General features: G+C 35.0%; 19 protein-coding genes. 16 read left to right on the top strand and 3 right to left on the bottom strand.

Annotation, left to right across the window (positions count from 1 at the left end):
- Positions 1–45: 45 nt before the first annotated feature.
- The 3 genes from FA727_RS05935 to fabG all read left to right on the top strand — a co-directional run bounded on the left by FA727_RS05935 (position 46) and on the right by fabG (position 3,472).
- Positions 46–999 (top strand): 3-hydroxyacyl-CoA dehydrogenase family protein, encoded by a 954-nt coding sequence (locus tag FA727_RS05935; protein ID WP_136829891.1) that lies wholly within the window; start codon positions 46–48, stop codon positions 997–999.
- A 61-nt stretch (positions 1,000–1,060) separates the two neighbouring features.
- The gene (locus FA727_RS05940) at positions 1,061–2,383 is read left to right on the top strand and encodes a gluconate:H+ symporter (protein WP_136829892.1); all 1,323 of its coding nucleotides are present in this window, start codon (positions 1,061–1,063) and stop codon (positions 2,381–2,383) included.
- 363 nt (positions 2,384–2,746) lie between these two features.
- Positions 2,747–3,472, top strand: coding sequence for a 3-oxoacyl-ACP reductase FabG (fabG, locus tag FA727_RS05945; protein ID WP_136829893.1), 726 nt, complete (start codon positions 2,747–2,749; stop codon positions 3,470–3,472).
- Between the two features lie 39 nt (positions 3,473–3,511).
- Here the strand turns inward: fabG and FA727_RS05950 are convergent, their stop codons facing one another.
- A complete protein-coding gene (locus FA727_RS05950; RefSeq protein WP_136829896.1) occupies positions 3,512–4,390 on the bottom strand; it encodes a LysR family transcriptional regulator in 879 nt (292 codons plus the stop codon).
- Between the two features lie 130 nt (positions 4,391–4,520).
- Here FA727_RS05950 and FA727_RS05955 point away from each other — a divergent pair, with 130 nt between their 5' ends.
- The 3 genes from FA727_RS05955 to FA727_RS05965 are packed head-to-tail and all read left to right on the top strand — an operon-like array spanning position 4,521 to position 7,092.
- On the top strand, positions 4,521–5,744 hold the full coding sequence (locus FA727_RS05955) for an acetyl-CoA C-acetyltransferase (RefSeq protein ID WP_136829898.1): 1,224 nt from the start codon (positions 4,521–4,523) through the stop codon (positions 5,742–5,744).
- Positions 5,725–6,414: a CoA transferase subunit A gene (locus tag FA727_RS05960; protein ID WP_136829900.1), complete on the top strand. Its 690-nt coding sequence runs from the start codon at positions 5,725–5,727 to the stop codon at positions 6,412–6,414. The genes FA727_RS05955 and FA727_RS05960 overlap by 20 nt, the downstream gene beginning before the upstream one ends.
- An 18-nt stretch (positions 6,415–6,432) precedes the next feature.
- Positions 6,433–7,092, top strand: a complete 660-nt coding sequence (locus tag FA727_RS05965) for a CoA transferase subunit B (protein ID WP_136829902.1) — start codon at positions 6,433–6,435, stop codon at positions 7,090–7,092.
- A 59-nt stretch (positions 7,093–7,151) separates the two neighbouring features.
- On the opposite strand, the gene FA727_RS05970 is transcribed toward FA727_RS05965, so the two are convergent.
- Positions 7,152–7,856: a DUF421 domain-containing protein gene (locus FA727_RS05970; RefSeq protein ID WP_136829904.1), complete on the bottom strand. Its 705-nt coding sequence runs from the start codon at positions 7,854–7,856 to the stop codon at positions 7,152–7,154.
- Positions 7,857–8,105: 249 nt separating this feature from the next.
- Between FA727_RS05970 and FA727_RS05975 the strand changes: the two genes are divergently transcribed.
- The 3 genes from FA727_RS05975 to FA727_RS05985 are packed head-to-tail and all read left to right on the top strand — an operon-like array spanning position 8,106 to position 10,657.
- The gene (locus tag FA727_RS05975; protein WP_136829906.1) at positions 8,106–9,005 is read left to right on the top strand and encodes a DnaD domain-containing protein; all 900 of its coding nucleotides are present in this window, start codon (positions 8,106–8,108) and stop codon (positions 9,003–9,005) included.
- The gene (locus FA727_RS05980) at positions 8,995–10,242 is read left to right on the top strand and encodes a replicative DNA helicase (protein ID WP_246041718.1); all 1,248 of its coding nucleotides are present in this window, start codon (positions 8,995–8,997) and stop codon (positions 10,240–10,242) included. The genes FA727_RS05975 and FA727_RS05980 overlap by 11 nt, the downstream gene beginning before the upstream one ends.
- Positions 10,232–10,657 carry a hypothetical protein gene (locus FA727_RS05985; protein WP_136829909.1) on the top strand — a complete coding sequence of 142 codons (426 nt, stop codon included), beginning with the start codon at positions 10,232–10,234 and terminating at the stop codon, positions 10,655–10,657. Before FA727_RS05980 ends, FA727_RS05985 begins: the two co-directional genes overlap by 11 nt.
- 253 nt (positions 10,658–10,910) lie before the next feature.
- Here the strand turns inward: FA727_RS05985 and FA727_RS05990 are convergent, their stop codons facing one another.
- Positions 10,911–11,579, bottom strand: coding sequence for a hypothetical protein (locus tag FA727_RS05990; RefSeq protein WP_136829911.1), 669 nt, complete (start codon positions 11,577–11,579; stop codon positions 10,911–10,913).
- Between the two features lie 579 nt (positions 11,580–12,158).
- On the opposite strand from FA727_RS05990, the gene FA727_RS25020 reads away from it, so the two are divergent.
- From FA727_RS25020 to FA727_RS06025, 7 genes are all read left to right on the top strand, one after another.
- Positions 12,159–12,479 carry a helix-turn-helix domain-containing protein gene (locus tag FA727_RS25020; protein ID WP_306461654.1) on the top strand — a complete coding sequence of 107 codons (321 nt, stop codon included), beginning with the start codon at positions 12,159–12,161 and terminating at the stop codon, positions 12,477–12,479.
- 71 nt (positions 12,480–12,550) lie between these two features.
- Complete coding sequence (locus FA727_RS06000) at positions 12,551–13,078, top strand: competence protein ComK (protein WP_158318797.1); 528 nt, start codon at positions 12,551–12,553, stop codon at positions 13,076–13,078.
- 1,627 nt (positions 13,079–14,705) lie between these two features.
- The gene (locus FA727_RS06005) at positions 14,706–15,656 is read left to right on the top strand and encodes an ABC transporter ATP-binding protein (RefSeq protein ID WP_136829916.1); all 951 of its coding nucleotides are present in this window, start codon (positions 14,706–14,708) and stop codon (positions 15,654–15,656) included.
- Positions 15,653–16,426 (top strand): ABC transporter permease, encoded by a 774-nt coding sequence (locus FA727_RS06010; protein WP_136829918.1) that lies wholly within the window; start codon positions 15,653–15,655, stop codon positions 16,424–16,426. The genes FA727_RS06005 and FA727_RS06010 overlap by 4 nt, the downstream gene beginning before the upstream one ends.
- Positions 16,426–17,208, top strand: coding sequence for an ABC transporter permease (locus FA727_RS06015; RefSeq protein WP_136829920.1), 783 nt, complete (start codon positions 16,426–16,428; stop codon positions 17,206–17,208). The genes FA727_RS06010 and FA727_RS06015 overlap by 1 nt, the downstream gene beginning before the upstream one ends.
- Before the next feature lie 450 nt (positions 17,209–17,658).
- Positions 17,659–19,155 (top strand): class I adenylate-forming enzyme family protein, encoded by a 1,497-nt coding sequence (locus FA727_RS06020; protein WP_136829922.1) that lies wholly within the window; start codon positions 17,659–17,661, stop codon positions 19,153–19,155.
- 25 nt (positions 19,156–19,180) lie between these two features.
- A complete protein-coding gene (locus FA727_RS06025) occupies positions 19,181–20,056 on the top strand; it encodes a thymidylate synthase (protein WP_136829924.1) in 876 nt (291 codons plus the stop codon).
- The last annotated feature ends 45 nt before the right edge of the window (positions 20,057–20,101 follow it).

Here is a 20,101-nt window from a genome sequence, read left to right on the forward strand (position 1 = left end):
GTTGTTGATTCGTGTGAAAAATAATATAGAAAGTAGAGAACGAGTATGATAAAAAAAATTGCTGTTTTAGGCGCAGGTACAATGGGACATGGAATTGCAGAAACATTTGCCATGTATGGGTATGATGTGAATCTGTATGATGTGGACGAAAATAAATTAATATCAGCTAAGAAGGAAATAGCTGAGGAATTAAGATTAATGTCTGAAGAAAGCTTTATTGAAGCTGAGTCAATCGAATCAACCCTCGAAAGGATTCATCTTTTTACAGATTTAAAGGCAACCGTCAAGGACCGAGACTATGTCATTGAGGCGGTACCTGAAATTTTGGAACTTAAGCAAAACCTTTATAAAAAATTGGATGAATATTGTTCCCCTCATACGATTTTGGCGAGTAATACATCTAGTCTCAGTTTAACGAGTATGATGGAGTTTATCAGTGAAAATCGAAAAGAAAGAATGATCGTCAACCATTGGTATAACCCAGCACATTTGATGCCGCTTGTAGAGCTATCTTACTTCGGAAATATGCCAGAGGATATTTTTCAAGAAGTTGAAGAATTATATCAATCTATTAAAAAGCAAACCGTTCGCGTTTTAAAAGATATACCAGGGCTTATCGCTAACAGAATTCAGCAAGGTATTGCACGGGAGGTTTTCTCACTGATCGAAATGGGGGCAGCAACCTCAGACGATATTGATAAGGCACTTAAGTTTGGGCCCGCTTTCCGTTATGCAACTACGGGGCAATTAAAAATTGCAGACTTAGGTGGGCTAGATATATGGTGTACGGTCGGTGATAACTTATTAAAGGTGATGGATCATTCGGAGCAAGCAAACGCAATGCTTCGACAAAAGGTATCAGAAGGAAAATTAGGGCTAAAAACGGGTGAAGGATTTTACGAATATAAAACGGACGAAGCCAATTCAATTAAGGAAACGTTTGCGAAAAAGCTCATCCATCAACTGAAAGCGTCTGAATACTACATAGACAAAAGTTGAGGCTCTAACTTAAAAGTAATATGAAAAGTTTCATCTAAAAATCATAGTGAGGAGTGTTTATATGCCACTTATCGCATTGGCCTTAGGGATCGTCATATTGTTTGTATTGGTTATCGTATTTAAGCTTAATGCATTTCTATCCCTAATTATTTCTGCAATTATCGTAGGACTTTTCCAAGGGATGGACCCATTAGCAATCGTGACATCGATTGAAACCGGACTCGGAGGAACTCTTGGACATTTAGCTATCATTATAGGACTAGGTGCCATTTTTGGAAAAATCATTTCTGAAGGTGGAGGAGCGAACAGAATCGCATCGACTCTCATTCAAATGTTTGGTCAGAAAAAAGTCGATTGGGCCATCTGCATAGCATCCTTCCTTATGGGGATTATCTTATTCTATGAAGTTAGTTATATTTTAATCATCCCAATCGTCTATACAGTTGCTGTTGAAGCAAAAGTCAAGCTAATGAAAGTCGGAATTCCATTTTTAGCAGCAATATCCATCACACATGTATTTTTACCTCCTCACCCAGGACCAACTGCGATTTCTGCTGCATTAAGAGCAAACTTAGGTGTCGTTCTAGGGTATGGATTTATACTAGCCATTCCAGCTACATATATCTTCGGAATCCTTTTTGCGAAATTATATAAAAATTGGGATATTGAAATTCCAAATCACCTAGTTTCAAAGAAAGAATTCAACATGAATGAAGTCCCATCATTTGCTACATCTGTTTTGACGACATTGCTACCGGTTATTTTGATTTTAATCGGTGTAATCGCAGATTTTTCATTACCAGAGAATTCGGTTCTAACAAAAATCTTAACTTTTATCGGAAATGCTGATATGGCACTACTCATTTCACTTCTCATCGCAGTTTACGTATTTGGTTTACACAAAAAGAGAAAAACGATGTCTCAATTAATGAAAACTGTAGAGGCTGCCCTCGTATCGATGGGTGGAATCATTTTTATCCTCGGCGGGGGCGGTGCATTCAAACAAGTTATTCTTGATAGTGGAATGGCCGAATACATTGCTGATTTCACAAGTGGATGGAGTATCTCCCCATTTGTACTCGCATGGATTATTGCCTTAATTATTCGCTTGGCCGTGGGTTCCGCAACTGTAACCGTGTTAACGACAGCAGGAATTATGTTACCAATTGTCGAAGCTACAGGTGTTAACCCTGAATTAATGGTACTAGCAATTGGAAGTGCTTCCATTGCATGGGCTCCACCAAGTGATGTTTCCTTCTGGATGACAAAGGAATATTTTAACCTAACAGTTGGCCAAACCATTAAATCTGTTTCTTTCATGTATACACTAGTTGCTATATATGGAATCCTTGGTGTCTTAGTTTTGAATATGTTCATTGGATAAAAAAATGTGCGAATTGCCATTCCGAGCTATCACCGTTCGGAGTGGCAATCGTAGTTTAAAAAAAGTTCTGTTAAAGGTGAGTGTTGATTTTATTACATTGAAAAAATAAGCGAAAAAATTCCGCCTAAATGAAGAAATTCACCTATCTCTCTACAAATAAGCGGAATTTTTCCGGTTAAGCTATACAGTTTAATGATTTTAAGGGTTTTTAGGTCTTTGAAGCGGAAAATCTCCGCCTATTTCACCTAATATTCATTCATTTTTCAAAATAAACGGAATTTATCCGGATAAGTGGGTACACTTTTCGAAAATCAACAATGAATGATAACAGAGCCTAAAAAAGAAAAGGAGTAGGTGTAAATAATGAAACTCGAAGGAAAAGTGGTCATTATTACTGGCGGTGCTGGTGGAATCGGAAAAGAAACAAGTTTGCTATTTGCAAGTGAAGGGGCACATGTTGTTGTAGCTGATTATAACAAGGAATTAGCAGAAGCAACAGCAAGTGAGGTAGACGGATTTGGTGTGGAAGTCGATGTGACGAAACGTGCCCAAGTTAATCGGATGGTTGAAGACGTTATTGCACGCTATGGCAGAATAGATATTTTACTGAATAATGCTGGAATCACCATGGATTCCACTCTTGTAAAAATGTCTCAGGAACAATGGGATAACGTGATCGCCATTAATCAGACGGGTGTCTTTCATTGTACACAAGCCGTTGTTCCTCATATGATTGAGGCAGGCTTTGGAAGAATCATTAATACTAGTAGTATCGTAGGAAGAATGGGGAATTTCGGGCAAACGAATTATGCGGCAACAAAAGCAGCTGTGATTGCAATGACTCAGACTTGGGCGAAAGAGTTAGGTCGTAAAGGAATCAACGTGAACGCAGTGGCTCCGGGCTTTATCATGACGCCAATGACAGAAAAGATGCCAGAACAAGTTCTTCAAGGAATGAAAGAGAAAGTATCACTGCAAAGACTTGGTACTCCAAGAGATATCGCGAATACATTTTTATTCCTAGCAAGCAATGATTCTAGTTATATCAATGGAGCTGTGATTCCTGTAGATGGCGGTCTTTCTATCTAGAAGAGAGGCACTTACCCAAATTTGGATAAGTGCCTCTTCTTATTTATCTCCTTCAGAAATAAACTCCAAAAGTGTTCTTACAGCAAAGGATTTATATCTTTCTTTTTTGGTAATGAACCCAAGCTCCCACATCGGTGGGGAAGATAAGCTCACCATCTTAATGGCGTCATGGTCCATCTTTCGATAAATGGACTTTGGCAAGAGTGTAATCCCTAGTTCTGCTATAACGAGCTCAGTGATTAAGTCCCATTGGGAGCTTTCGTATGCGATTTGAGGATAAAAGCCTGCCTTCTGACATTCATTAATAATTAATTCGTGTAAAGCGAACTCCCGATTAAAAAAGATGAAAAGTTCATCTTTCAATTGTTGAAGATTGACCTCATCTAATGCAGCAAGTGGATTCTTTGGACTAGTATAAAGCATGAATTCTTCTTTAATGAAAGGAGTCGTATCAAATTTTCCGTTGTCAATTGGAAAAACAACGATTCCCACATCTACTTGGCCATCCTCAACTAGTTGCTCAATTCGTTTTGCACCTAGTTCAATTAATTCAAGGGTTACCTCCGGATAACGCTGTTTAAATTCTTTCGCAATAGCAGGGAAAAAGAGGGTACCGATTAAAGGAGGAATACCAATCTTAATTTTTCCCGTAGGAAGATTGATTAAATCATCCAGTAAAACAGAAAGCTCATCCGTAGCTCCTAATATTTTGCTAGCTTGCCTTAGGACAATTTCGCCCGCATCCGTCAACGTTAATGTTCTTGTGGAGCGTTCAAACAGTTCAACCTTGAGCTCTGATTCCAATTTCTTAATCGCTTTACTTAATGTTGGTTGTGAGATAAAGGTACTTGCTGCAGCTTTTGTGAAGCTTCCGTAATTAGCTACTTCGGTAAAATAACGAAGATCCTTTAGTTCCATGTTTATCACCATTTATTCTTTTTTGGAATATTTGATATACCTAATATTCATTTTACTCATAAGTATGGATGCTGTAAATTAATAAATAAGTAGATAATGAAAATTCAGAACAAACTGGGAGGAAGAGATAATGAGTAACAATGACATTGTAATTGTAAGCGCTTTAAGAGCACCGATTGGTCAATTTGGAGGAAGCTTAAAAGATGTCAGTGCTGTCCAATTAGGTGCACATGTGATTAAAGCAGTTATTGAACAAACAGGTGTCTCTGGTGAGCAAATTGATGAAGTAATCATGGGGAATGTGCTTCAAGCCGGTCTTGGTCAAAACCCAGCAAGACAATCAGCAATCCTCGCAGGTATTCCAGAGCATGTATCTGCTTTTACCTTAAATAAAGTATGTGGTTCAGGGCTAAAAGCGGTCCATTTAGCAGCACAAGCGATTTCAACAGGAGATGCCGAAATCGTCGTGGCAGGTGGGATGGAAAATATGAGTCAAGCACCATACTTATCGATGGGTGCTAGAGATGGTTATCGAATGGGACATCAGAAGTTCATCGATAGTATGATTCAAGACGGATTATGGTGTGCCTTTAATGATTATCATATGGGCATCACTGCTGAAAATATTTGTGACAAATACGAACTAACACGTGAAGAGCAAGATGCATTTTCTGCATGGAGCCAGGAAAAAGCAACAACCGCTATAAACGAAGGGAAATTCACAGATGAAATTGTTGCTGTAGAAATTCCACAACGTAAAGGTGATCCGATTATTTTTGATACAGATGAATATGTGAAGTCGGGTACAACTGTTGAGAAATTAGCAAAACTACGTCCAGCCTTTAAGAAGGATGGAAGTGTCACGGCAGGGAATGCATCAGGCATAAATGACGGAGCGGCTGCAGTGCTAATGATGAGCCTTCAGAAAGCAAATGAACTTGGAATCGAACCGTTAGTGACAATTCGTGCGAATGCTAGTGCAGGTGTCGACCCTAGTGTTATGGGGATTGGACCAGTTCCAGCAACGAAAAAAGCATTAAATAAAGCGGAGCTTACAGTAAGTGACCTTGATTTAATCGAAGCCAATGAAGCTTTTGCGGCTCAAGCACTAGCTGTTGGAAAAGAACTTCAATTTCCAAATGAGATCTTAAATGTCAATGGAGGAGCTATTGCCTTAGGCCATCCCATTGGGGCTAGTGGTGCAAGAATTCTCACTACCTTAATTCATGAATTAAAACGTCTAAATGGAAAATATGGTTTAGCAACGTTATGCATCGGTGGCGGTCAAGGTGTAGCCACGATTATCGAAAACTATGAAAATAAGGGACGATTAGATGAAAAAGATATTTACTAGTTTTGAAGAAGCTGTAGCTGAAATTAAAGATGGTATGACACTTATGGTTGGGGGATTTGGACTTGTAGGGATTCCAGAGAACCTTATCCAAGCTCTGTGTGAAAAAAATGTGAAAGATTTAACAGTTATCTCCAATAACTGTGGAGTTGATGACTGGGGACTTGGACTGTTACTGAAAAACAAACAAATCAAGAAGATGATCTCTTCTTATGTAGGTGAAAATAAAGAGTTCGAAAGACAAGTACTAAACGGGGAATTAGAAGTGGAACTAACTCCACAAGGTTCTTTGGCAGAGAAGATTCGTGCAGGTGGCGCAGGGATTCCTGCATTCTATACTCCAGCTGGAGTCGGGACACCTATCGCAGAAGGAAGAGAAACAAGAGAGTTTCAAGGCAAAGAATATTTACTCGAAGAATCCCTTACGGCTGATTTTAGCTTAATTAAGGCGTGGAAAGCAGACAAGATGGGCAATGTCATCTATCGAAAAACAGCACAAAACTTCAACCCAATCATGGCAGCAGCAGGAAAAATCACGATTGTTGAAGTAGAGGAAATTGTCGAAGTGGGAGACCTAGACCCAGATCAAATTCATACACCAAGTATTTATGTACAGGGTCTGATTGTTGGAACACATGAAAAGCGAATCGAACGACTTATAGTTCAAGCATAATATAGAGGAGGGACAAAGATGACAAAGGATATTAGAATACAAATTGCACAAAGAGCTGAAAAGGAAATTCAAGATGGCTTCTATGTCAACTTAGGAATCGGGATGCCAACGATGGTGGCCAATTACATCTCTGAAAATAAGAATGTCGTTTTACAATCCGAGAATGGATTACTTGGGATTGGTCCTTACCCAACAAATGAAGAAGTAGATCCTGATTTAATAAACGCCGGAAAAGAAACCGTAACCGCGATTCCAGGAGCAAGCTTCTTTAACAACGCCGAATCATTCGCCATGATCCGCGGTGGCCATATCGACTTAGCCATCCTAGGAGGAATGGAAGTTTCTGAGACTGGAGATTTAGCGAACTGGATGATTCCAGGTAAAATGATCAAGGGAATGGGTGGAGCCATGGACTTAGTCCACGGCGCCAAAAAAATCATCGTCATCATGGAACACGTGAACAAGGTCGGACAACCGAAAATTCTAAAAACATGTTCGTTACCATTAACGGGTAAAAATGTTGTAGACCGTATTATCACCGATTACGCGGTGATTGATGTAACGAAAGATGGATTGAAATTAGTTGAAGTGGCTGAAGGCTACACGGTGCAGGACATTATTAACTCTACTGAAGCAGAGTTGATTGTTACAGAGCAACTACGAGTGATACAGCTTTAAATTTCGTTAGAGAATTTATAAGTAAAGAGGCTTAAATCAACTGAAATGATTTAAGCCTCTTATTTATATAAAAATACATTAAGATTATCTTGACTATCTAATGTAGCAAGTAAAACATCTTTTACTTCGGTATGATATTGGCTTGCTAATTCTGTAACAACCCATTCTTCGTTATGAGTAGTACGTTGTAATTCCTTTTTATTCAGTTTTCCTTCTTTAATAATGGTCTTCGGAAAATCGAATGGATGAGTCCCCGTCTGCATCGTTGAAGGAGTTAAAGGCTCGTGTATTGGGTCCAAGAAAATCGAGAACTTTCCGTGTGCCTCCCAAATAGCTAAAGCTACTTTCTTTACATCATAGATTTTTTCTTCCCGTAATTCTTCTAATAGTAAATCCAACGTGATCCTTGCTCTTTTTAATCCCTTGTAAATGATTTCTCCATCCTTAACGATGGTAATTGGTTCAGGGGTCATAATTTTTCTAGCCCATGGCCATTTTAAAATAATAAAAATGCTCATGATATATAGGGCCACTAATACAATGGTGGTGATGATAGACCCTTTTAACCCGAGATGTTCGTCTGATAGAGGATGAGCAATTATATTTCCAATAACCAACGCCATAGCAAAATCAAGCGGTCTTAATTGAGAGATGGCACGTTGACCTAAAGCTCTCGTTACAATTAATAGAAAGAAATAAGCAACAACCGCACGAAGAATCCACTCCATTGTTGTAAGTGATTCTTGACTTTGGAAAAAATTCATCAGAGACACGTCCCTCACTAAAATAACTTTCCATAGTTTAACACGGTTGCCATTTTATTAAACCAGAACTTCGTGATATCAATTATCAACTGATGTAGTTGAAGGAATTTTGCAGAGGAAAAGAATGAAGGAAGCATAAATTCCGTTCTTTTTTTTGCCCAAATTTTTTAATTCTGCCTGTCCTTTTTGCTAACAAATCCATATATAAAGTGTGAGAACGAAATGAACATTTCAAGGAGGAGTTAGCAAATGAGCAAACTAGTCATTGAGGATCATCCGATATTGTTATCACCTAGATTAGCAGAAATGGTGGGGTTGAATGAGGACATTTTTATTCAGCAGCTTCATTATTGGCAGACCAACAGCAAGCATGTCCATGATGGACAAAAGTGGGTATATAACAGCTATGAAAGTTGGAATGAGCATTTTCCATTTTGGTCACACACGACGATTCGGCGAATTGTGACGAGGCTTGAGAAAGTAGAATTAATCATTACGGGAAATTACAATATCTATAAGAATGACAAAACCAAATGGTACAGGGTTAATTATGAATTAATCGCGGAACTTTGTAAGGAGGAGCCAGAACGGAAGAATAGAGGCAAAAAGAATTGTCTACTTGAATTGTCCAATCGAACTGATGAACCTGATAAATCTCCAGAAGTGGCAGACCAATCTGAGCAACAACATGAGCCAGACTGGTCGCCATCACCGTCCATTTTGGACGAAGCATTACCAGAGACTACTTCAGAGATTACCCCAGAGAAGAAAAGCGAAGATGAAGAAGTTGGCGTACGCGGTCATGAAAATCCATTCACCTTTTTCGAAAAAAATGGTTTTGGGACAATAGGCGTTCACATTAGTGATAGGATTTCTGCGTGGTGTATAGATCTGTCCGATGAGTTGGTTTTAGAGGCAATGAAACAAGCAGTAGAATATGGGGGAAAGAACTGGAAGTATGTAGAGGCGATCCTTCGTTATTGGGCCGATCGCGGCTATCAAACGATCGATGATGTCCATGCTGGACAGCTTGCTTTTAAGGAACGATTGTCGAAAAATTTGAATCGTGCACCTGCACCAATGGGAAGAGATATTCCTAGAAACTCTAATTACGATATCAACGCTGGAGAGAGTGATGATGATTGTTGAAAAAGTGTTTCTTGGCTGCTTGATGAAGGAGCATTACCTAATCAAAGATACCACTATTCGTCCAGAGCATCTTCAAGAGACTCGTCATCAGGAATTGTTGAGAAGGATGGTAGAACTTGAACAATCAGGTAAGAAGACAGATCTAATTACACTGACAACGATCCCAAATTTAGAGTCGTTCGGAGGAGTTTCCTATTTAGCTGATCTTCAGTCCCATGGAGCGCTCGATAAGTTTGAGGAAGTGGAGGGACTTATCCTAGAGCTATGGAGGGAACGGGAAAAGCGGAGTATCTTGACCTTGGGCGCAATGAACGATTGGGAAATTGGAGATGTCATCGAGCGCCTAGAAAAAATCAGCGAAAGGAAGGTAGATGACTACCATTCGATCACAGACTGCTTAGCAGATATCTATAATTCGCCATGGGAAGAAGGGGAACAGGTACTGACGGCTACGTCTGGCATCAATGAGATGGATAAATTGACAGGTGGTTGGCAGGATGGTGAGGTTGCCATCCTTGCAGCAAGACCGTCGATGGGGAAGACGGACGTGATGCTTCACTTTGCCAAGGAAGCGGGGTGGTGTGGTTATTTGCCTATTATTTTCTCACTGGAAATGCCTCAAAAATTACTCACCTCTAGACTTGTTGCCTCTACTGGAGAATTTAATCGAATGAAACTACGGAATACAGCAAAATGGTTGAAGGATAAGCAAAAAGAAAAGTGGCCCGGTGTCATAAATGAAGTCAACGAAACAAATATTCAAATCTTTGATCGCTCTAGCCAGTCCATTCCTGAAATGCGAGCCAAAATTAGAAAACTCATGCATCAGTTTTCAGACAAAAAGCCCATTATTTTCATCGATTACCTAACGTTAATTCAAGCTAATGATATTTACGGCGGAAATACCCATTACCAGGTGTCGGAGATATCGAGAAATTTGAAAAAGATCGCAAAAGAGTTTAACTGCCCTATGATTTGCTTAGCACAGCTGAACCGAAGTGTCGAATCAAGAGCCATTAAACGACCACAAATGTCCGATATCCGTGAATCTGGGAGTATCGAGCAGGATGCCGATCTAATTCTTTTTCTATTTCGTGAAAAATATTATGATAGAGCGCTAAAAGATGATTCTCTTGAGATCATCGTCGCCAAGAACCGAAATGGCCCAACAGGTACCGTCATAGTTAAATATAACGAATATACAGGAAAAATAATGGAGCACAATCATGAAGGTTAGAACGCTCTATCTCGATTCTATTCACTATGAAGAGCCGATGTTAGCCTATTATATCCAGCATCTCCTCGAAAATAAGCAGATCACCTTAGACGATGATGTCTCCAATGTTGACTTGGAGAAGGCCAATCACGAACAAGTAGCTGCGATGATCAAAGAAAATAAATTAGGATTTCATCCTATCAAAATATTCTCACTCAAAATGGACCAAAACAAATTTGTTTTCATCTTTGCAGCCAGTCAAGAGGAAGCAACTCAGTTTTATATAAAAACCTACCACAAACCACCTCTGAACTGTCAGCAACAATTGCTAGAATACGAACTGGTGAGGGGAAACGAAACCCTCACTTTTCGGGATTTGAAGAAGGAACATGTGAAATTTCCAGCGGTGTCGGGTTGGTATGTGAGGGATTATTAAAGGGGAAGTTGACGGCGAAACTTTCATTCGCGATATGACAAATGCTACGTCTTTCCTCTTTGGTATCTGAGTGAACTCAATTGGGGTGTTTTTATGGGAATCGCAAGCGCTCTTCAACAAGGTCTTTCAAGCACGCGTGAGATTAACAGGATCGGGATCGGGGTCGTTCTTCCTTGCTGATGCCCGTCTTTAGCAAGAACCTTGGGCCGACTAATTGGAGAGTGTGTAAGAGGCGCTAAAGAAATTGTTCCTCCTACCTTGAGGAGGAACTAATTCGATCCTGGTGAGCTTTTGTAGTGAGCAGAAACATCATTAAAATGAACTCCGATATATTATGAAAAGCTCCAGTTTTTAGAAGAAAGTGACCAATCGGTATGATTCCCAAAAATAAGACTCCTACGCAATACCATGGCCATTTTTCTCTCCACCAAACGATGATAGATGTAATTAACAAGATGATTGAGACACTAATTATCATGATGGGAGGACCACCAGTGTCTCCTGCTTCCTTATAGCTTAACACGCCAAACTTCCAGCTCGATTCGAGAGAAATACCCCAAACAACTGTGGTAAGTTCAATGAGCATTAAACATAGAGTAAATACGACAACAAGCCATTGAATCATACTTGTTTTTGTCCATGGAAGATTTACCTTCGTTAAAGTATTCCAGGCAAATAGGACAAGTAAGGGTGTGAAGAAAGCATGTAACCAGTATCTCACTAGGTTTAATGTTTTCAGTAAGTCTCCTTCACCTACATATTTTCCAAGTGCTAGAATTCCGTTATCATAAATTAAAGCGAGAATCACTAGCATCAGGACATTCCCACTATTTTTCCATCCGTGATGTTTCGCTAAATGAATTCCAATGAACAATAAAATGAGGTAACCCATACAAAGCAAAAAATAGATTATGGTATCCATGGTCCACTTTCCTTATTGAACTCTTAAGTGAATATAATTTGAAATATATTAGAACTAACGTTTCAAAAAATAGATCCTTATTTGAGTTTTTCCCTCTTCATGCTTATGAATTTTTGGTAAATCATTGCAATCCTTTCCTCTGTTAGTTTGGGTTATTTTGGTCTATGTATACTTGGATGATTTCGTATCGTTCTGCTTGATCAGAGAATCATATGAAAGTTAGAAGCCTTACAAATGATAGAGTTGCAGAATTTGTTGAATACTACAAACTGCATCACGAAGCAATTGATGATTCGTTCTTATGTATGAAGATTTGATTGAATTTGCACCGAATGGGGGAGAATCCGACCTAAGTTATTTTGAACTTTTAGTATTGTACTTGTTGGTCATGGGGATGAAATGATTCCTCTCATTCGGTATTCTTACGACAATATAACAGTATATTTTCACTATTTCGACATAATTTGATAAAAATGATACGTATTGACGTATCACATATTATTTCGGAATATGGTATTTTTTTCTTGTAAACTAGTATAGATGGGATGTGGTGTAAAGGTGGGGAAAGATTTACGGGTTATGATTCACAAGTTATTAGATGAAAATAATATCTCAATGAGAGAATTAGGAAGGAGAACCGGTATTCGAAATGCTACACTTCATGAACTGGCAAATCATAAGCGACAAAATATTCATTTTGGTCATATAAATAGTATTGCAGATGCATTGGGAATTACGGATGTACGACGTATCATCACGTTCGATGATGTTGTAAGTGAATCACTTAACCAATCTGGCATAGAATCTGAGATACCAGTTGCGTGCACACGCGAATGTAAACGTTTTCTTTCTCAACCACAAACATACTTACATAAAGATCCGAGGAAGACACTGAGGTGAATCCATTTTATATTGCTTCTAAAGTTATGTAACAAATGACAGGCAGCAGCCTAATAAAGGAGAAGATTAAGTTGTTTATTCAAGGTCATTATATTATCACTCGTTCATTTATGTATATGATCGGCCATTATGACCGGTATGGAAATCCCTTCACACAAATTGTTGAAACCGATAGAACTATCTTTATAAACAAATCTCCCATTGAAGTGTTAGCGTACAGTTTGAGGTGTACAGGCTTCACCTTAGATGGCGCAATTGAATCATCCAAATGGATAATGAAGATGGATAAAATGGTTCCAGTTGTAGCCAATCCTTATCAAGAAGTCATTCTGTTCCCAACAAGATCCCTCACACACGAAGACAACATCTGGTTCAACCCCTACCAAATAAGAAGAACTTCTAACATCAAAGGAAAAACTCTCATCATATTAAGCAATCATTCTTCTTTATACATTCCAACTAGATTAACATCATTTAATACTAAAATTCAAACTGCTGAGCAATTAAAGAAATTAACTACGGAAGCTTCTAACGGAACTTACATGATGGTGTTGGAACCTGAGAAGCGAAAAGAAGAGAAAAAGACGAATAATAAGTAGAAAGATTGAATTAATGAATTTTTTGAAGTTAGACCCCGACCATCGGTACTATCTACTCAATTTTGGTCAATTTTAATTAAGCATTAAATACTCGTAAATGTTGATGAATCAATGTTTATGAGTATTTTTTTTTCCAAGAATAAGTTAGAAAACGATAGGAATTGATTTTGTTTACACACGTTTTACATATTTATTGATTTCTTTTACACAAATTTTTTACACAAAGAAATAAAGAATTGAAAATATTGTAAAGGGACTACTCATACATATCTTTAAAAATTTGTATTGTGAGTTTATCATCTTCTTCTCCTAGCATAATCTTTTCATCTTCCGGTTTTAAAATGATAGAAAGAGACAAGTTGGGATTTAGGAACAGGCTATTAAGTTTCACACGATATAAATGATTAAATGAAACTAATTATTGATAGCTTCATGACAAGCCATAAATTATAAACGCTATAAGAAAGGATTTTTCAATAGAATGTAAATTTTATATTGTAATTAAAATAGAAAATGGAAACAAAACATCATAGTAACTCAATAAAGAGGTTATTAGTCTGCTTCGGGGATCAAAGCAGAAATGATACAGATTTGTACGCTAACTCGTATGGATAAGGCATAAATTTTACTCCAAAGGCAAGGTAGTGAAGAAGGGAAAACTTTAGAAGGTGAAGAATATGGTAAGGGGAGAAAAAATTAGGAAAGGTGGAGAAATAATGGTTTTAAAGAATGAAATATTTCCATTCGGAAAGGAATAAGAGGTAGCAATTAAATTAATAAATAATCTCTGTTCTTCATTAAAAAATAGTAATTGCACATATTTTTTTAACAATGAAGAAATTTATTCCAAAATGTGTAAAAATCATCCGAGTGCAGCGAATAGAGTTTACTTGGATGAAATCTTACTAATGTGTCATTGGGTTACATCTACTAGTTTATTAAGACATCTCCAAACCAATAGCTTTATGAGTTAATGAATCGAGTGGATTTATATTTATTAAAATACAGGAGAACCAAGAGAGTTTTGAGAGAGGAATTTATATAATGGTTAACAAGGACCAATTTAATCTAATTAAAGAAATAAAGACAACATTAAATAATTTTTTAGGTCCTTCCATTTATGGGAAAGGAACTTTGTTTTTTTTAAACCAAAAATCATAAAAATAGAAATAATACTATTTGAACCTCTTATTCATTGAAAAAACAACTTATCTATAATTACAGGATAGAATATTAAATCAGATTAATATGTAACTAAAACTAGTTGGTTTCATCAAAGGAATATTACTTACATATTATACATCCTATGTAACTTTGTTTAAAGTACAAGTAGAATTTGTAATTAAAAAGGATCATTAAGGTTCCATTTATAAGGGAATTTTCCAGAACTCTATTATTTATTAACTTACAATTCATTTGAATGCTAAAACTCTATTATTTCAAAGTATTTTATAGATAAAAAATAGGAGAGAAAGAAACCTTCAAATTTTCTTATTTATAAGTTTTTTTAAAGCTTATATTACCAATAATAAATCCTTGTTAAATATACAATTAATTTAAAATATATAGAAAAATCTAGAAAATATTGTTATTATAATCACGATAATCTGAAGTGTGGAGGAAAACTATGAGTAAAATTATAGAAGTAAATGGACTATCTCGTACTTATAAATTAAAAGAGGGATTAAAGACTGCATTAGATAATGTGTCATTTGAAGTAGAAAAAGGAGAAGTATTTGGTTTGTTAGGACCAAATGGTGCAGGTAAAACTACTACTATTAAAATATTAACAACATTATTATTACCTACAAGTGGTGAAGTCAAGATCTTCGGTTATGATGTAGTGTCGGATAGTAATAAAATTAGAGATAAAATTAATTTTGTATACGGTGGAGAAAAAGGAGTATATGGAAGACTTACTGCCAAAGAGTATATGCATTATTTTTGTACCCTTTATAAAATAAAAAATAACAATCAAAACGATTTAATCAATAATTTACTAACTTTAGTTCAATTACACGAAGCTGAAAACCAAAAAATTCATACATTTTCAAAAGGCATGATTCAACGTTTACATATTGCTAGGTGTTTAATAAATAATCCACAATTAATCTTTCTTGATGAGCCTACAATTGGTTTAGATCCTCTTGGGGCAAAGTTATTGAGAGATATAGTAAAACAATTATCTGAGAAAGGTATTACTATTATTTTGACAACTCACTACATGCAAGAGGCAGATGAGCTCTGTGATCGTATTGCATTTATAAGAGGAGGAAAAATAACCTTAATTGGTAAGCCTGACTATATTAAAAAGAGTTGTAACAATTTAAATCTTTTTGAAGCAACTCTTAGTATCAATGATATTGAAAAACTTCAAAAAGAAAATTTTTTTAGAAATCTTAGTATTAAGACAATTAAAGAACCTTATTATATTATTAATTTTGAAGCGAATGAAGCAGATATTGAGTTTATTATGAAATACCTTTCTAATTTTGCAGAAGTATTGGATATTAAAAAGAAGGAGATTTCTTTAGAAGATGCATATATTTTTCATATGAGAGAGGTAATAAATAAATGACAACTATAAATTGGCTAACATTGTTAGTTCGTGAAATAAAGTACTTTACTAATTTTGAAAATAAGATGTATCAATTTTTGCTTTTTTTTCAACCATTAATGTTTTTGTCAATTGTTTATTTTCTCAATGAATATAGAGGGGATATTAATGATGGTCGTTTTGTTATTGCATCTGCCTTAATTAGTATGTGGAGTTATGTACTTTATTCTTCAGGATCTGCTCTTACCTCTCAAAAATGGAGTGACACATTAAAATTATTATTGGTTTCTCCAGTATCTTTAAGTGCGATATTAATGACTAAAGTAATCAGTAATTCGTTTATAGCTATGTTCTCTATGTTATTAAGTTTTATTTATGCTAAATTTATCTTTAATTTTAAAGTAGAGATAGCCAGTTATACTTTATTTTCTATTGCAATATTAGTATTAATTCTTTCTCTTAGTGTTATGGGATTGATACTAGCGATTGTATTTGTAGCATTTCAAAATGTTTATGATTACCAAAACTTAATACTTACCCCGATGGTGTTAATGTGTGGTGTTTTCATTCCTGTTGAGCAATTTCCACTTGTTGTAAAGGTAGTTTCATACATAATTCCAATGACATGGGGAATAAAGTCAGTATATGAAGCATTACAGTTATCTTCTCCTATTTATACAACTATGACAATTTCAATCTTAATTAGTCTTTTTTATCTGTTAGCAGCATTTTTTATAATAAAAAGGATTGAATTATTATTACGTAAAACTGGTAAATTGGGGGCAATTTAATGTTTATTAATAAATATGGACTTACAACCTTATCATATAAAGCAGTTTATTCCTATCAATCAATTAAATTATTTATACTATTTCGGATTGTTGATCCATTTATGCATTATATCTTTTTTGCAACCCTTGCAAGTGCATTAGTTGGTACAAGTTATTTGAAGTTTGTTGTATTGGGTAATATTGTGTACTATACTTGTCAAACTATGATGATTAACTTTATAAATATGTTTAGAATGGAAAGAAGATATGGAACATTAGAATTAAATATTGCATCTCCAACAAATACTCTATATGTGATAATAAAAAAAGGAATTGTACCTCTGCTTGACAGTCTTTTTGTTTTCTTAATTAGTATTATACTGGGTGGTATTTTGTTTGACCTAAACCTTCCAATAAATAATATAGTTAATATTATATTTCTATGTTTAGTTACAATGTTTACTATGTTTTGTTTTTCTTTACTTTTTGCATGTATAAGTCTAGTGTTTTCCAATGTTAATTTATTTCTTAATATTACATTAGCATTCTTACAAATATTTTGTGGTGTTAATTTTGGGGTAAACAAACTTCCTGAGGTTCTAGAGTTTATTTCTCGTTTATTACCACTAACCCACAGTATTGAAGCACTTCGAACTATATATAGGATAACTAAATATGAAGTAACTTCTTTACTGTTAAAAGAATTAACATTAGGTTTTTGCTATTTAATATTATCATTAATTTTAGTTATATCTATGGAAAAGCTAGCAAGGAAAAATGGAGAATTGTTTAAAGACATTTAGTATATAATTTTGAAGTGAAATCATTTAGAAGGATTAAATAAATAATTGATATCAATTAAAATTATACCGTTTAATAAGAAATGTCTGAGACATACTAACATAATTCTATATCCAATTTCGTAACCAGAACCCGATAATATTTCGTGGGAACTGGTTTTTTGCATTTTAAATTTAATGAGTTTGGAATCCTCTAATTCGAAGATTATTTTGCAGAGGTACTAAGTCTAGAAATCTTTTGATTTTTATTATTATCTTTTACTAGTTTCATTTTGAAAACCATAATTTCTTTTATTTGCAATTTCTAGCTCATTAAAAAACTTAGAAAAATTAAAATTTTGTAATTTGTTGAAATATATTGAAAATATATGTAAAATAATGTTTAATATAACTATTATTTGAAATTTTGGAATATCCCTATAATTTCTTTTTGAGGGAAATTAGAGAAAAGGTGTGATAAAAATACTCTTAAAACATCTAATCAAAAAAAATAGAAATAAAGAAAAAGTTGCAATTAAATTTGGAAATAGAACAATAACGTACAGAGAGTTATACAGTTTATCAAAACAGATAAGCTGTTTAATAGAAGGATTGGGTAAATATGCCGGGAATAATATTGGGATATTTTTGCCTAATTCAATTGATTACGCAATAGCCTACTTTTCAATAACAATGAATAATAAGGTAATTGTACCCATTTCAGTTCAAAGTAAAGAATTGGAACTGAAAAGTACTTTAAGCTATTGTGAGATCCGATTAATTCTAACAAACAATTCAAATCTAAATAATTTAATTAATCATCTCCAAGGATATAAGTATAAAGTTGTAATAATTAACATTGAATCTAAACTTGTTTTTCAGATAAATCCTAAACATCCTTATATTACTATAACAGATATAAACGAACCTGATACTGATGCAAAAGTTGCCATAATGTTACATACTTCTGGAACCACTAGTAATCCAAAGAGAGTTATGCTCACCCATAAAAACCTTATAAGCAATGTAGAGTCTAATATTCAATCACTAAATTTAACTGAGAATGATGTAGTACTAATTGTACTTCCAATGTTGTTCGGATACTGCAATACAGCTCAATTCTTAACACATCTATACTTAGGTGCAACAATTGTAATAATGGACAAAATGTTTCTTCCAAAGTCTTTCTTTTCATATATAGAAAAAGAAAAAATCACAAATTTTACTGCTGTACCATCTATGCTGCAAATGTTAATTAGCTTTAAGAGTTTAGATAAGTACGATATAAGTTCGTTAAGGCATATATGCTTTGGTGGAGGGAGTATGCCTTTAGATAAGTTAAATAAACTTATTTCAATGTATCCAAGTATAGGTTTTGTCCAAACATATGGCCAGACAGAAGCTGGACCCAGGGTAACTGCTCTATTATCGGGTGATTCTATATATAAATTAGGTTCTATAGGTAAACCAATTCCGAATGTGTCTGTAAAAATAGTTAATGAGAATAATGATGAGTTATCTGTACACGAAGTCGGTGAAATAATAGTTAGTAGTCAGAGTGTTATGAGAGGTTATTATAAAAATAATATATCAACTGAAGAAGTACTATGTAATGGTTGGCTCCATACAGGTGATTTGGGATTTAGGGATGATGAAGGCTATTATTATTTTGTTGGAAGAAAAAAGAACGTTGTAATTTCAGGTGGACTTAATATTTATCCAGAGGAAGTAGAAGAAATACTATTAAGACATCCAGATATTAAAGAGGCCAGAGTATATGGTGAGGATCATGAGTTACTTGGAGAATGGCCAGTGGCTAATATTATACTTGAGGAAACAAGTAACTTGAGTGATATGAAAATTTATGAATTTTGTAAAGGGTTTCTATCTGATTATAAAATTCCAAAGAGATTCTATAAGGTTGAAGTAATACCGAAAACTTCCACAGGGAAAATGAAAAGAATAAATTAAAACGACATGAAAAGGAGGACTACTGGTGATTAAAGCCGATAATATGGATGATGTTTTACTTTTACTATTAAAAGAAATTGAAAAACGAGGTGAAGTACATTCACCAAGAGGACTCGAAACAAAGGAGATTTTGGGGGCAAGTTTTGAATTAACAAACCCTAGAAACAGAGTAATCATAAATAAAAAAAGAAAGATGTCTATTTCTTTTGCAATTGGGGAGTTTTTATGGTACTTGAGGGGAAGTAATCAGTTAGAGATTATTAATTATTATAATAAACGTTATAAAAACTATTCTGATGATGGAGAAACTCTATATGGAGCTTATGGAAAACGAATATTTGGGCAAACAAATACAGAGTCACAGTCACAATGGTCAGTTTTAAAAGAGAAACTAAAAAACGATCCTTCATCCAGACAAGCAGTAATTTCAATATTTACATCTAAAGATTTAAATCATAATTCGAAGGATATTCCTTGTACTTGTTTATTGCAATTTTTCATTAGGAATAATGCTCTTCATTGCATAACATATATGAGGTCAAATGACATTATATGGGGTCTACCATATGATGTATTTAGTTTTACGATGTTTCAGGAACTATTAGCAAATCAATTAGGAGTTAATCTCGGTACATATAAACACTTTGCAGGAAGTCTGCACTTGTATAGTAATCATTATAACCTCTCTCATGAAATTCAAAATACGAATAATCCTATTTTAAAAGCTATGGATACTATGCCTTTTACAAGTGATGAAGACATTAATAAAATTCTAGAGGTAGAAGCATTACTAAGGAATGGTAAGGACTATAGTCAAATTAAATTACCTGAATTTTGGGAAAAACTTATAAGTATTATTCAAAATAAGGAAACGAATAGACCATCGACAATAATATCTTAACTTTGTTGAAAAACTTTTCGATTAATAGATTTGTAGGGTGAGAAA

This window comes from Robertmurraya kyonggiensis (genome assembly GCF_005116465.1).
GTDB lineage: Bacteria > Bacillota > Bacilli > Bacillales > Cytobacillaceae > Robertmurraya > Robertmurraya kyonggiensis.

What these genes read in the sequence shown, in the direction of transcription:
- FA727_RS05935 (WP_136829891.1), top strand. Translation starts at nt 46, where the DNA reads ATGATAAAAAAAATTGCTGTTTTAGGCGCAGGTACAATGGGACATGGA.
- FA727_RS05940 (WP_136829892.1), top strand. Translation starts at nt 1,061, where the DNA reads ATGCCACTTATCGCATTGGCCTTAGGGATCGTCATATTGTTTGTATTG.
- fabG (WP_136829893.1), top strand. Translation starts at nt 2,747, where the DNA reads ATGAAACTCGAAGGAAAAGTGGTCATTATTACTGGCGGTGCTGGTGGA.
- FA727_RS05950 (WP_136829896.1), bottom strand. Translation starts at nt 4,390, where the DNA reads ATGGAACTAAAGGATCTTCGTTATTTTACCGAAGTAGCTAATTACGGA.
- FA727_RS05955 (WP_136829898.1), top strand. Translation starts at nt 4,521, where the DNA reads ATGAGTAACAATGACATTGTAATTGTAAGCGCTTTAAGAGCACCGATT.
- FA727_RS05960 (WP_136829900.1), top strand. Translation starts at nt 5,725, where the DNA reads ATGAAAAAGATATTTACTAGTTTTGAAGAAGCTGTAGCTGAAATTAAA.
- FA727_RS05965 (WP_136829902.1), top strand. Translation starts at nt 6,433, where the DNA reads ATGACAAAGGATATTAGAATACAAATTGCACAAAGAGCTGAAAAGGAA.
- FA727_RS05970 (WP_136829904.1), bottom strand. Translation starts at nt 7,856, where the DNA reads ATGAATTTTTTCCAAAGTCAAGAATCACTTACAACAATGGAGTGGATT.
- FA727_RS05975 (WP_136829906.1), top strand. Translation starts at nt 8,106, where the DNA reads ATGAGCAAACTAGTCATTGAGGATCATCCGATATTGTTATCACCTAGA.
- FA727_RS05980 (WP_246041718.1), top strand. Translation starts at nt 8,995, where the DNA reads ATGATTGTTGAAAAAGTGTTTCTTGGCTGCTTGATGAAGGAGCATTAC.
- FA727_RS05985 (WP_136829909.1), top strand. Translation starts at nt 10,232, where the DNA reads ATGAAGGTTAGAACGCTCTATCTCGATTCTATTCACTATGAAGAGCCG.
- FA727_RS05990 (WP_136829911.1), bottom strand. Translation starts at nt 11,579, where the DNA reads ATGGATACCATAATCTATTTTTTGCTTTGTATGGGTTACCTCATTTTA.
- FA727_RS25020 (WP_306461654.1), top strand. Translation starts at nt 12,159, where the DNA reads ATGATTCACAAGTTATTAGATGAAAATAATATCTCAATGAGAGAATTA.
- FA727_RS06005 (WP_136829916.1), top strand. Translation starts at nt 14,706, where the DNA reads ATGAGTAAAATTATAGAAGTAAATGGACTATCTCGTACTTATAAATTA.
- FA727_RS06010 (WP_136829918.1), top strand. Translation starts at nt 15,653, where the DNA reads ATGACAACTATAAATTGGCTAACATTGTTAGTTCGTGAAATAAAGTAC.
- FA727_RS06015 (WP_136829920.1), top strand. Translation starts at nt 16,426, where the DNA reads ATGTTTATTAATAAATATGGACTTACAACCTTATCATATAAAGCAGTT.